The 12,468-nt window shown below is 60.5% G+C and carries 11 protein-coding genes and 1 tRNA gene; 7 read left to right on the top strand and 5 right to left on the bottom strand.

Features of this window, described 5'->3' with window-relative positions; genetic code table 11:
• Nucleotides 1–116 precede the first annotated feature (116 nt).
• Both AC07W7_RS26880 and AC07W7_RS26875 read right to left on the bottom strand, forming a co-directional pair.
• Complete coding sequence (locus AC07W7_RS26880; protein ID WP_169898970.1) at nt 117–524, bottom strand: PA2817 family protein; 408 nt, start codon at nt 522–524, stop codon at nt 117–119.
• A 76-nt stretch (nt 525–600) separates the two neighbouring features.
• On the bottom strand, nt 601–3,048 hold the full coding sequence (locus AC07W7_RS26875; RefSeq protein WP_495040438.1) for an acyl-CoA dehydrogenase: 2,448 nt from the start codon (nt 3,046–3,048) through the stop codon (nt 601–603).
• A 202-nt stretch (nt 3,049–3,250) separates the two neighbouring features.
• Here AC07W7_RS26875 and AC07W7_RS26870 point away from each other — a divergent pair, with 202 nt between their 5' ends.
• From AC07W7_RS26870 to AC07W7_RS26845, 6 genes are all read left to right on the top strand, one after another.
• The gene (locus AC07W7_RS26870; protein WP_495040437.1) at nt 3,251–3,910 is read left to right on the top strand and encodes a transglutaminase-like domain-containing protein; all 660 of its coding nucleotides are present in this window, start codon (nt 3,251–3,253) and stop codon (nt 3,908–3,910) included.
• A 43-nt stretch (nt 3,911–3,953) separates the two neighbouring features.
• Nucleotides 3,954–4,571, top strand: coding sequence for a glutathione S-transferase family protein (locus AC07W7_RS26865; protein WP_099168776.1), 618 nt, complete (start codon nt 3,954–3,956; stop codon nt 4,569–4,571).
• A gap of 134 nt (nt 4,572–4,705) precedes the next feature.
• Complete coding sequence (locus AC07W7_RS26860) at nt 4,706–5,638, top strand: ABC transporter ATP-binding protein (protein WP_099168775.1); 933 nt, start codon at nt 4,706–4,708, stop codon at nt 5,636–5,638.
• Nucleotides 5,635–6,414, top strand: coding sequence for an ABC transporter permease (locus tag AC07W7_RS26855; protein WP_099168774.1), 780 nt, complete (start codon nt 5,635–5,637; stop codon nt 6,412–6,414). Before AC07W7_RS26860 ends, AC07W7_RS26855 begins: the two co-directional genes overlap by 4 nt.
• Before the next feature lie 253 nt (nt 6,415–6,667).
• A complete protein-coding gene (locus tag AC07W7_RS26850; protein WP_495040436.1) occupies nt 6,668–7,822 on the top strand; it encodes a TDT family transporter in 1,155 nt (384 codons plus the stop codon).
• A gap of 67 nt (nt 7,823–7,889) precedes the next feature.
• Nucleotides 7,890–9,764 (top strand): MFS transporter, encoded by a 1,875-nt coding sequence (locus AC07W7_RS26845; protein WP_495040435.1) that lies wholly within the window; start codon nt 7,890–7,892, stop codon nt 9,762–9,764.
• Nucleotides 9,765–9,834: 70 nt separating this feature from the next.
• Here AC07W7_RS26845 and sugE read toward each other — a convergent pair whose 3' ends face one another.
• The 3 genes from sugE to rdgC form a co-directional block, all read right to left on the bottom strand.
• Nucleotides 9,835–10,149, bottom strand: coding sequence for a quaternary ammonium compound efflux SMR transporter SugE (gene sugE, locus AC07W7_RS26840; RefSeq protein ID WP_099168771.1), 315 nt, complete (start codon nt 10,147–10,149; stop codon nt 9,835–9,837).
• A gap of 106 nt (nt 10,150–10,255) precedes the next feature.
• Nucleotides 10,256–11,212, bottom strand: coding sequence for a bile acid:sodium symporter family protein (locus AC07W7_RS26835; protein ID WP_169898976.1), 957 nt, complete (start codon nt 11,210–11,212; stop codon nt 10,256–10,258).
• 101 nt (nt 11,213–11,313) lie between these two features.
• On the bottom strand, nt 11,314–12,234 hold the full coding sequence (rdgC, locus tag AC07W7_RS26830; protein ID WP_029292788.1) for a recombination-associated protein RdgC: 921 nt from the start codon (nt 12,232–12,234) through the stop codon (nt 11,314–11,316).
• A 159-nt stretch (nt 12,235–12,393) separates the two neighbouring features.
• Here rdgC and AC07W7_RS26825 point away from each other — a divergent pair.
• A tRNA-Val gene (locus tag AC07W7_RS26825) sits at nt 12,394–12,466 on the top strand.
• The last annotated feature ends 2 nt before the right edge of the window (nt 12,467–12,468 follow it).

Below are 12,468 nucleotides of genomic sequence, written 5' to 3'. Positions count from 1 at the left end.
GCCCAGGCCGGTCAAATACCCCAAAAAGAAAGCGGGAGGGCTTAACTGACTGGCATTAGGGCAAGCCCGCTCCCACACAAGTCCGCTCCACATTTGGATCTTTGGTGCTTTTGAGATCAGTGCTTGGGCTGGTCGTTGGACATGGCCAGCAATTGCTTTTCCTGGTTCCAGTCGAACGGCTCGTCGTTCTGTTCAGCTTCAAAGCGGCGTTCTTCCAGGGCCTGGTACAGGTCCAGTTCATCGTCGGGCATAAAGTGCAGGCAGTCACCGCCAAAGAACCACAGCAGGTCGCGCGGTACCAGATGGGCGATCTGCGGGTAGCGCAGGATCACCTGGCTCATTATGTCCTGGCCCAGGTATTGGCTTTCGATCGGGTCGATGGGCAGCATGGCGCGCAGTTCATCGAAGCGTTCCAGGAACAACGCGTGGCTTTCCTCGGGAACCTGTTCGGCTTCGCCGACGGCAACCAGAATACTGCGCAGGTGGTCGAGCAAGACGAGATGATCGGCAACGACGTTGGACACGAGAGTAAGTCCTCAAAAGCAAAAACGGGCGCGAGAGTATATAGCTCTCGCGCCCGTTTTTATATGACCGCTGGCCTTAGCGCACTCTGCCGGGGGCCTGGGCCAGTTCCTCCTTGCTGAAGTCATCCACGTCGATCACCTTGCGTCGCGCCGCTTCTGCGTCGCGCAGGGTCTGCGCCTCTGCCGGTTGCAGCACGCCAGCTTCCAGTGCGGCATCGATGGCGTGTTCCCCGGCCCGTGGCTTGACCTGTCCGCTCTTGAGGGCCGTGTGCAGTGTTTTTTGCAACGGATGGCTGGCATCCAGCAGGTCGTAGGCATGTTGCAAGGCGCCGACCGGATCTTGTGCCGATTGCGGGCGGTAGCAGCCAGCCAGCAGCTCTTCGAGGGTCGGGTCGCCCTTGGCCCGGCCAATCACTGCGGCGACTTCAGCGTCCAGGGCATCGGACGGGCCTTTATGCCGGCGCCCGAACGGGAACACGATGACGCGCATCAGGCAGCCCAGCACTTTGTTGGGGAAGTTGCTGAGCAACTCATCCAGCGCGCGCTCCGACTGGCCAAGGCTTTCCTCCATGGCCCAGGCAAACAGCGGTTCCAGATGGTCCGGCGAGTCGAGGTCGTGGTAGCGCTTGAGCGCCGCCGAGGCCAGGTACATATGGCTGAGCACATCGCCGAGGCGTGCCGACAGGCGTTCGCGCCGCTTCAGCTCGCCACCCAGCAGCATCATGCTCAGGTCCGCCAGCAGGGCGAACGCAGCGGCCTGGCGATTGAGCGCACGGAAGTAGCCCTGGCTCAAGCGGTTGCCCGGGGCTTTTTCAAAGTGGCCCAGGCCCAGGTTCAATACCAGGGTGCTGGCGGCGTTGCTCACGGCAAAGCCGATATGTTGCATCAGCAGCCCATCGAACTCTTTGAGGGCCTGGTCGCGGTCTTCACGGCCGGCCAGGGCCATTTCCTTGAGCACGAACGGGTGGCAGCGGATCGCCCCCTGGCCGAAGATCATCAGGTTGCGCGAGAGGATATTCGCGCCTTCGACGGTGATGAAGATCGGCGCCCCTTGCCAACTGCGGCCCAGGTAGTTGTTGGGCCCCATGATGATGCCCTTGCCGCCGTGCACGTCCATGGCGTGGCTGATGCACTCGCGGCCGCGCTCGGTCAGGTGGTACTTGAGGATCGCCGAGAGCACCGAGGGTTTTTCCCCCAGGTCGACGGCGTTGGCGGTGAGCATCCGCGCGCTGTCCATCAGCCAGGCATTGCCGCCGATACGGGCCAGGGCTTCCTGGATACCTTCAAAGGCGGACAGCGGTACGTTGAACTGCTCGCGCACCTGGGCGTACTGGCCGGTCACCAGGCTGGTGAACTTGGCTGCACCGGTGCCCACCGCCGGCAGGGAGATCGAACGGCCTACCGACAGGCAATTCATCAGCATCATCCAGCCCTTGCCGAGCATCTCCTGGCCACCGATCAGGAAATCCAGGGGAATGAACACGTCCTTGCCGGAGTTGGGGCCGTTCATGAACGCGGCGCCCAGGGGCAGGTGACGACGGCCGATGTCCACGCCGGGGGTGTCGGTGGGGATCAGCGCCAGGCTGATGCCCAGGTCCTCTTCTTCACCCAGCAGGTGGTCCGGGTCATAGGCCTTGAACGCCAGGCCGAGCAGGGTCGCGACCGGCCCCAGGGTGATATAGCGTTTTTCCCAGTTCAGGCGCAGGCCAAGGGTTTCCTTGCCTTGCCATTCGCCCTTGCAGATCACCCCGGTGTCGGGCATCGCGCCGGCATCGGAACCAGCCAGCGGGCCAGTCAGGGCAAAGCACGGGATATCGTCGCCGCGGGCCAGGCGCGGCAGGTAGTGGTTGCGTTGTTCGTCGGTGCCGTAGTGCAGCAGCAGTTCGGCTGGGCCCAGGGAGTTGGGGACCATCACGGTGGAGGCGAGGTCGCCACTGCGGGTGGCCAGTTTCATCGCCACCTGGGAGTGGGCGTAGGCGGAAAAGCCCTTGCCACCGAACTCCTTGGGGATGATCAGGGCAAAGAAGCCATGTTGTTTGATATGGTCCCAGGCCGCCGCCGGCAGGTCCATGGCCTGGCCGATTTCCCAATCGGTGACCATGGCGCACAGCGCTTCGGTGGGGCCGTCGATAAAGGCCTGTTCTTCTTCGGTCAACTGCGCCTTGGGATAGGCCAGCAGCTTGTCCCAGTCGGGGCGGCCGCTGAACAGCTCGCCGTCCCACCACACGGTACCGGCGTCGATGGCATCGCGCTCGGTCTCGGACATCGGCGGCAATACTTTCTGGAACCAACTGAACAGCGGCGCGGTGAAATACTGGCGGCGCAGGTCAGGCAGCAGCAGCGGGGCGGCGACCACCGCCAGCAGGACCCAGAACACCAGCAGCAACCAGCCCGGTGCATGGCTGAAGGCGCCCATCGCCAACAGGTAGACGGCGACCACGCCCAGGGCGGGCAGGGGCGCGGTACGACGGTGTGCCAGGTAGGCAATGCCGAGCACCAGAACCAGTATCCACAACAACAGCATATTCAATCCTCCGTGAAACCAGGGGCAGAAGCACCCTCAGAGCTTAGTCGGCATCCGAAGAAGCGGAGCCCGAGGGTGTTACGTGGTGTGGCGGGAAGTGCTCTCCAGTCACAGGCGGCAGGCGCCGGCATTTGGCCGAATCGTCGTTATCCCTGCGCCAGGCCTGTGGTTAGACTCCAGGCTCGCCTCGGAGAAAATACCCATGAAAGCGTACTTGAGTCCCAGCCGCTTCATCGATAGTGACCACCCCACGGTGGTGGAGTTCGCCGAAAAACATCGCGGTTCGAGCCGTGAGCCCCGTGACCAGGCAGTCAGCCTGTATTACGCCGTGCGTGAAGCGGTGCGCTACAACCCCTACACCTTCAGCCGCGATCCGCAAACCCTGCGTGGCAGCTACGCCCTGGCCGCGGGCCAGAGCTATTGCGTGCCCAAGGCCACCCTGCTGGCGGCGTGCGCCCGGCATTGCGGCATACCGTCGCGCATTGGCCTGGCCGATGTGCGCAATCATTTATCGACCCCGCGCCTGATCGAGCTGCTCAAGAGTGATGTGTTCGCCATGCACGGCTACACCGAGCTGTATCTGGATGGGCGTTGGGTCAAGGCGACGCCGGCGTTCAACCAGCAACTGTGCGAATTGTTCGATGTGTCGCCCCTGGATTTCGACGGAATCAACGACAGTGTGTTTCACCCGTTCAACCGTCAGGGCCAGCGTTCCATGGAGTATGTGCTGGACCATGGGCAATTTGCCGAGGTGCCCGAGGCCTTCTTCTTTGCCCATATAGCGAAATGTTACCCGCACCTGTTTGGCGAGCAGTCGCCGCAATTGTTAGGCGATATGCAGAGCGATTTGAGTCGCGACTGAACCGGCGTATGCTGCTTCGGCATTCATCCACTGGGAGGCGGTTATGCTGAAGATCTGGGGTCGTAAAAATTCGTCAAACGTCAGGAAGGCACTGTGGTGCGCCGAGGAGCTCGGCCTGGACTATGAGGCAATTGATGCGGGCGGGGCCTTTGGTGTGGTCGATACGCCGCAGTACCGGGCATTGAACCCCAATGGCCGGGTGCCGATGATCGAGGACGGCGAGTTTGTGTTGTGGGAATCCAACACCATCGTGCGTTACCTCTGCGCCAAACAGGCGTCGAGTTGGTACCCCACGGATCTGCAGGCGCGGGCCAATGCCGAGAAGTGGATGGACTGGACCACCTCGACCTTTGCCGAACCGTTCAAGACCGTGTTCTGGGGGATTTTGCGCACGCCGGCCGAGCGGCAGGACTGGGGCAGCATCCATGCCGGGCGCAATGCCTGTATCGAGGTGTTGAAAACCGTGGACCAGGCCCTGGCCGAGCAACCCTACCTGTCCGGTGCCGAGATCGGCATGGGCGATATTCCCCTGGGCAGTTTTATCTATGCCTGGTTCGAGATGCCTATCGAACGGCCCTCGATGCCTCACCTGGAGGCGTGGTACCAGCGCTTGCAGCAACGCCCGGCCTATCAAAAAGCCGTGATGACCGCGTTGACTTAATACTGACTATTAATACAGGTGACTGTACTTGTGCGGCGCGGGCAAGCACCATGCTTATCGTGCGCCGCAGTTGTATTACGTGTGGCGTGGCCTTATCTATTCTTTCTATTCCCTTCCTTGGTGCGTAATCCGATATGAGTTCCGCTCTGTCCATCCGGCAGCTAACCAAAACCTACGGCAACGGTTTCCAGGCCCTGAGTGGTATCGATCTGGATGTCGCCGAAGGTGATTTCTTTGCTTTGCTCGGCCCCAACGGGGCCGGCAAGTCCACCACCATCGGCATTCTGTCGACCCTGGTCAACAAGACCAGTGGCACGGTGAATATCTTTGGCCATGACCTGGATAAGTCCCCGGCCGCGCTCAAGCGCAGCATTGGCGTGGTGCCCCAGGAGTTCAACTTCAACCAGTTTGAAAAGACCTTCGATATCGTGGTGACCCAGGCCGGTTACTACGGCATTCCGCCGAAGATCGCCAAGGAGCGCGCCGAGCAATACCTGACCCAGTTGGGGCTGTGGGACAAGCGCGATGTGCCGTCCCGCTCCCTGTCCGGCGGCATGAAGCGGCGCCTGATGATCGCCCGCGCCCTGGTGCACGAACCGCGCCTGCTGATCCTCGACGAACCGACGGCGGGGGTGGACATCGAATTGCGGCGCTCGATGTGGACCTTCCTCACCGAACTGAACCAGAAAGGCATCACCATCATCCTCACCACCCATTATCTGGAAGAGGCTGAACAGTTGTGCCGCAACATCGGCATCATCGACCACGGCACCATTGTCGAGAACACCAGCATGCGTAACCTGCTGGGCCAGTTGCATGTGGAGACGTTCCTGCTCGACTTGAAGAACAACCTGTCTGCGCCACCCGCGCTGACCGGCTACCCCAACCGCCTGGTGGACAGCCACACCCTGGAAGTCCAGGTGGACAAAGCCGTAGGTATCACCGCGCTGTTCAGCCAGTTGGCCTTGCAGAACATTGAAGTGTTGAGCCTGCGTAACAAAACCAATCGCCTTGAGGAGTTGTTCGTGTCCCTGGTGGAGAAAAATCTGGCGAAGGTGGCGGTATGAGTTCCGAGCTCCAACCCAACCTGGTCGCGCTCAATACCATTGTCTACCGCGAAGTGAAGCGCTTTATGCGCATCTGGCCGCAGACCCTGCTGCCGCCGGCGATCACCATGGTCCTGTACTTCGTGATCTTCGGGAACCTGATCGGCCGGCAGATTGGCGAGATGGGTGGCTTCACCTACATGGAATACATCGTGCCGGGGCTGATCATGATGTCGGTGATTACCAACTCCTACGGCAACGTGGTGTCGAGTTTCTTTGGCAGCAAGTTCCAGCGTTCCATCGAAGAGTTGATGGTCTCGCCGGTGTCGCCACACACCATCCTGATCGGCTACACCCTGGGTGGCGTGTTGCGTGGCTTGATGGTCGGGGCGATTGTGACGCTGCTGTCGATGTTCTTCACCGACCTGCAGGTGCATCACCTGGGGCTGACCATCCTGGTGGTGGTGCTGACGGCGACGATCTTCTCGTTGCTGGGCTTTATCAACGCCGTGTTTGCGCGCAACTTCGATGACATCTCGATCATCCCGACCTTTGTGCTGACCCCGCTGACCTACCTGGGCGGTGTGTTCTACTCGATTAGCCTGCTGCCGCCATTCTGGCAGACCGTGTCGCTGGCCAACCCGGTGCTGCATATGGTCAACGCCTTCCGCTACGGGATCCTGGGCGTGTCGGATATCAAGATCAGCGTGGCGATCACCTTCATGATCGTGGCGACGGTGGTGTTGTATCTCGGCTGTGCGCGGTTGCTGGTGAGTGGGCGCGGGATGCGTACCTAAGCGTTCAGCCGCAAAAAGTGTGGGTGTGGGCTTGTGTGATTCATCCAGTGTGCAGGGCTATCTCGATCCGCTCATGCAGCCCTCACCCACATCGAGGCAACGCCAAACACAATCCTATAGGTTTGCTGAAACCAGCGCCGGCCAAAGCGCTATATAGGTAAAACAGATAACAGTTAGAGATATTACCCGTTATATAGATATTCGTTTCGCTTCTATCATGGGCTCAACCTCATACGAGGCAGAGGATTGAGCCATGACGTGCCCCACTAGCATTACCACCCGTTACAAACCATTGAGCCACCTGGCCGGCCCCAGGGAGGTGATTCGCCAGTTCACCCCCAACTGGTTCGCCGCCACCATGGGCACCGGCGTGCTGGCGTTGGCCCTGGCGCAATTGCCGGTGCAACTGCCGGGTGTCTATGCCATCGCCGAAGCGCTGTGGCTGCTGACGATCGTTCTGTTTGTGTTGTTCAGCGCCTTGTACGCGGCGCGCTGGGTGATGTTTTTTCACGAGGCGCGACAGATTTTCGGGCACTCCACGGTCTCGATGTTCTTCGGCACCATTCCTATGGGCCTGGCGACCATCATCAATGGCCTGCTGTTGTTTGGCCTGTCGCGCTGGGGCGAGGGCGTGGTGCAACTGGCCGAGGCCCTGTGGTGGCTGGACGTGGCCATGGCCCTGGCGTGTGGGGTGTTGATCCCGTTCATGATGTTTACTCGCCAGGAACACAGCATCGACCAGATGACCGCTGTCTGGCTGTTGCCGGTGGTGGCTGCCGAAGTCGCCGCCGCCAGTGGTGGCCTGCTGGCGCCGCACCTGGCCGACGCCCATGGGCAACTGGTGATGCTGGTGACCAGCTACGTGCTCTGGGCATTTTCCCTACCGGTTGCGTTTAGCATTCTGACGATCCTGATGTTGCGCATGGCCCTGCATAAACTGCCCCACGCCAATATGGCGGCGTCGAGCTGGTTGGCCCTTGGCCCGATCGGCACCGGCGCCCTGGGCATGTTGTTGCTGGGCCATGAGGCACCGGCGATTTTTGCCGCCAATGGCTTTGCCGGCATCGGCGAGATTGCCGCCGGCCTGGGGCTGGTCGCCGGGATCACCTTGTGGGGCCTGGGCCTGTGGTGGATGTTGATCGCGGTGCTGATCACCCTGCGTTACCTGCGTGCCGGGATTCCGTTCAACCTGGGCTGGTGGGGGTTTACCTTCCCGCTGGGGGTGTATGCCCTGACCACCTTGAAACTGGGCAGCACCCTGCACCTGGCATTTTTCAGCGTGACCGGCAGCGTGCTGGTCGCCGCCCTGGCCCTGATGTGGCTGGTGGTCAGCAAGCGCACGGTGCAGGGCGCCTATAAAGGCGAGCTGTTTGTTTCACCGTGCATTGCAGGATTGGGGAATAAGTAAGCAGGATTAGGTAAAGTCGTGGCCTGAAAAATCAATAAAGCCTTCAGGCCACGCAGGAACACGGACGATGAGTCACCCCTCGCAATTCACCTTGCTGCGCAAACGGCGCTTTCTGCCGTTCTTCATCACCCAGTCCCTGGGGGCGTTCAACGACAATGTCTTCAAGCAGTCGTTGATCCTCGCCATTCTCTACAAGCTGGCCATCGAGGGCGACCGCTCGATCTGGGTCAACCTCTGCGCCTTGCTGTTTATCCTGCCGTTCTTCCTGTTTTCGGCCCTGGCCGGGCAGTTTGGCGAGAAATTCAACAAGGATGCGTTGATCCGCGCAATCAAGATCGGCGAGATCGTGATCATGGCCATCGGCGCCGTGGGCTTTATGACCAACCACCTGGAATTGATGCTGCTGGCGCTGTTTGCCATGGGCACCCACTCGGCGCTGTTTGGCCCGGTGAAGTACTCGATCATGCCGCAAGCCTTGCACGAAGAGGAGTTGGTGGGCGGCAATGGCCTGGTGGAGATGGGCACGTTCCTGGCGATCCTTGCCGGGACCATCGGCGCCGGGGTCATGATGTCCTCGACGCACTATGCGCCGGTGGTGTCCACGGCGATTGTGGCGATTGCCGTGCTGGGTTACCTGGCCAGCCGGGGTATCCCGCGGGCCGCGGCGTCCAGCCCCGAGATGCGCCTGGACTGGAATATCTTCAGCCAATCCTGGGCCACCTTGCGCCTGGGCCTGGGGCAAACGCCCGCCGTGTCGCGCTCGATTGTCGGCAACTCGTGGTTCTGGTTTGTCGGGGCGATCTACCTCACGCAAATCCCGGCCTACGCCAAAGAGTGGCTGTATGGCGATGAGACCGTGGTGACCCTGATCCTCACCGTGTTTTCGGTCGGTATCGCCCTGGGCTCGATGCTCTGCGAAAAGCTTTCCGGGCGGAAGGTGGAAATCGGCCTGGTGCCCTTCGGCTCGTTCGGCCTGACGGTGTTTGGCCTGTTGCTGTGGTGGCATTCCGGCGGCTTCCCGCAAAACGTCCAGGCCAACGACTGGCTGGCGGTGTTGGGTTACGGCCAGGCCTGGTGGGTGCTGGCCGATATCCTTGGTCTGGGGGTGTTTGGCGGTTTCTATATTGTGCCGTTGTATGCCTTGATCCAGTCGCGTACCGCTGAAAACGAGCGGGCACGGGTGATTGCCGCCAACAATATTCTCAATGCGCTGTTTATGGTGGTCTCGGCGATTGTCACCATCGTGCTGCTGAGCGTGGCCAAGCTGTCGATCCCCGAGCTGTTCCTGGTGGTGTCGCTGCTCAACATCGCGGTCAACACCTACATCTTCAGGATTGTTCCCGAGTTCACCATGCGTTTTATGATCTGGCTGCTCGGCCATTCCATGTACCGCGTGCAGCATCGCGACCTGCAACATATACCGGACGAAGGCGCGGCGTTGCTGGTGTGCAACCATGTGTCGTTTGTCGATGCACTGCTGATTGGCGGCGCGGTGCGTCGGCCGATTCGCTTTGTGATGTACTACAAGATCTACCGCTTGCCGCTGCTCAACTTTATCTTCCGCACAGCCGGCACGATTCCGATTGCCGGACGCCATGAAGACCTGGAGATCTACGAAAAGGCTTTCCAGCGTATCAGCCAATACCTCAAGGATGGCGAGTTGGTGTGCATCTTCCCGGAAGGCAAGTTGACCGCCGACGGTGAGATAAATGAATTCAAGAGTGGCGTGACGCGGATTCTTGAGGAAACGCCGGTGCCGGTGATTCCCATGGCGCTGCAGGGGTTGTGGGGGAGCTTTTTCAGTCGCGACCCGAACAAAGGGATCTTGCACCGGGTCTGGTCGCGGGTGACGTTGGTGGCGGGGCCGCCGTTGGCGGTGGAGCAGGCGACACCACAGGCCTTGCAGGAACAGGTTGGGGCGTTGCGGGGGAGTGTCAGGTAGGTTTTTCGGATTTAAGGGCCTCATCGCAGGCAAGTCGACGATTCGACTTGCCTGCGATAGCGTTAGTGGCTTACGCGCTAATCTTGAGCCCAACCAGCCCGGCAATGATCAACGCCACACTGGCCAAGCGGAACAGCGCCATGGACTCCCCAAACAGGATAATCCCGGCAATCACCGTGCCCACCGCACCGACACCGGTCCAGATGGCATAGGCGGTGCCCAGCGGCAGCTCTTTCATGGCCAGCCCCAGCAGGCCAAGGCTGACGGCCATGGCGGCAATCGTCAGGGCGGTGGGCATCGGTTTGCTGAAGCCATCGGTGTATTTCAGGCCGACGGCCCAGCCCACTTCAAACAGCCCGGCAAAAAACAGAATGACCCAGGACATATTGACCTTCCTTTTAGAAGTGGGGCCGTCCCCGGATAGAATGCTCGAACGAGTCGCGGGGTCGTCCCCGCGAAGGGGCGTAGAGTGCCGAAAAGTCAGGATTCGATCAAGTTTCGGCGAGGGCCTTGCGATCTTCCTTCTCGCTCATCCGGCGGAAATACGTCGACAACAACGCCCCGGAAATATTGTGCCAGACGCTGAACAGCGCACTGGGCACCGCCGCCAGCGGCGAGAAGTGCGCACTGGCCAGCGCGGCGCCCAGCCCCGAGTTCTGCATGCCCACCTCCAGCGCCAATGACTTGCGTTGCGCCAGCGGCAGCCCGAATACGCGGGCGGTGAGGTAACCCAGCAAGTAGCCAAAGCTGTTGTGCAACATCACGACCGCCATGATCAGCAGGCCCGACTCGGCAATCTTCGCCTGGCTTACAGCCACCACGGCAGCGACGATGGTCACGATGCTGACCACGGAGACCAGCGGCAACACCTCGACGGCATGACGCACGCGCTCACCCAGCAGACGTTGTGCCAATACACCCAGCACGATAGGCAGCAACACCATTTGCAGGATCGACCAGAGCAGTTCCATGAACGACACCGGCAACCAGGCCGAGGCCAGCAGCCAGATCAAGGCAGGCGTCAGCAGCGGGGCGAGGAGGGTGGTGATGGAAGAGATGGCCACTGACAGCGCCAGATCGCCACGGCCCAGCCACGTCATGACGTTGGAAGAGGTGCCGCTAGGGCAGCAGCCGACCAGAATCACGCCAACGGCGATTTCCGCTGGCAGGTTGAAAGCCTGGCATAGCAGCCAGGCCACGCTGGGCATGATCACAAACTGCGCGATCACACCCAGGGCCACGCGCCAGGGGTGGCGCGCGACCTCGGCGAAATCTTCAAGTTTGAGGGTCAGGCCCATGCCGAACATCACCAGGCCCAGCAGCGGCACGATGGCGCTTTTCAGGTCGATAAACCAGGTGGGCAGCAAAAACGCCACCACGGCAAAAATCAACACCCAGTAGGCGAAGGTATTGCCGACGAAACGGCTCAGGGCGGCGAGTGCGCGCATGGCGATGTCCTTATTATTAGAGTGCTGGAACTGGCAACCCAATCAACTGTAGGAGCCAGCTCCCACACAAGCCAACTCCCACATTTTTATCTTCACACGGCTTAGATGCCTTGCGGGGTCTCTTCACCGCCCAATGCTTCTACCAGTGCGGGCAGGAAGTCGCCAAAGGTCAACATCATCAGGGTAAAGCTGGCATCCAGTTGGCCCAGGGCCTCGTCGCCGCCGTCCTGTTCGGCCTGGTCTTGCAGCAGGTCCTCGAACTTCAGGCGCTTGACGGTCATTTTGTCGTCGAGCATAAACGACAGCTTGTCCTGCCAGGCCAGGGACAGTTGGGTCACGACTTTGCCGGTGGTCAGGTGCAGCTGGATTTCTTCGCCGGTCAGGTCCTGGCGCTTGCAGCGCACAATGCCGCCGTCTTCGTGGGTGTCGCGCAGTTCGCATTCGTCGAGGACGAAGAAGTCATCGGCTGGCTTCTGGGTGGTGACCCAGTCGGTCATGATGGCGGTGGGCGCGGTTTTCACGGTCAGCGGGCGTACCGGCAGGGTGCCGATCACTTCACGCAGGGTCGACAACAGGTCTTCGGCGCGCTTGGGGCTGGCCGAGTTCACCAGGATCAGGCCCTGTTTCGGCGCGATGGCAGCAAAAGTCGATGAACGACGGATAAACGCGCGGGGCAGGAAGGCTTGGATGATTTCATCCTTGATCTGGTCGCGTTCCTTTTTGTAGACCTTGCGCATTTGCTCGGCTTCGATCTCTTCGACCTTTTCCTTCACTGCATCACGCACCACGCTACCGGGCAGGATACGTTCTTCCTTGCGTGCTGCGATCAGCAGGAAGTCACCGCTGACATGCACCAGGGGCGCGTCTTCACCTTTACCAAACGGCGCGACGAAACCGTAAGTGGTCAGCTCCTGGCTTGCACAAGGGCGCGCCGGTTTGGTGGCCATTGCAGTTTCCAACGCCTCGGCATCAACAGGCAGATCTTGGGTCAGGCGATAGATAAGCAGGTTCTTGAACCACATGGGGTGAGTCTCTCCTTTATACAAAGTGGGGCATTATTCTCTTGATAGCGCCCCAGGCCAACCCTGCCTAAGCCATTGGAAGGGCTGAAAAAAAAGATTTAAGAAAGTGCTTGCCAGAGCAGGGGACGCTCCGTAGAATGCGCGCCACACCGAAACGAAGGGTGATTAGCTCAGCTGGGAGAGCATCTGCCTTACAAGCAGAGGGTCGGCGGTTCGATCCCGTCATCACCCACC

It is taken from the genome of Pseudomonas sp. GW821-FHT01D09, assembly GCF_059422465.1.
The sequence above is the reverse complement of the archived record's forward strand: the minus strand, read 5'-3'. Positions and strand labels throughout refer to the sequence as shown.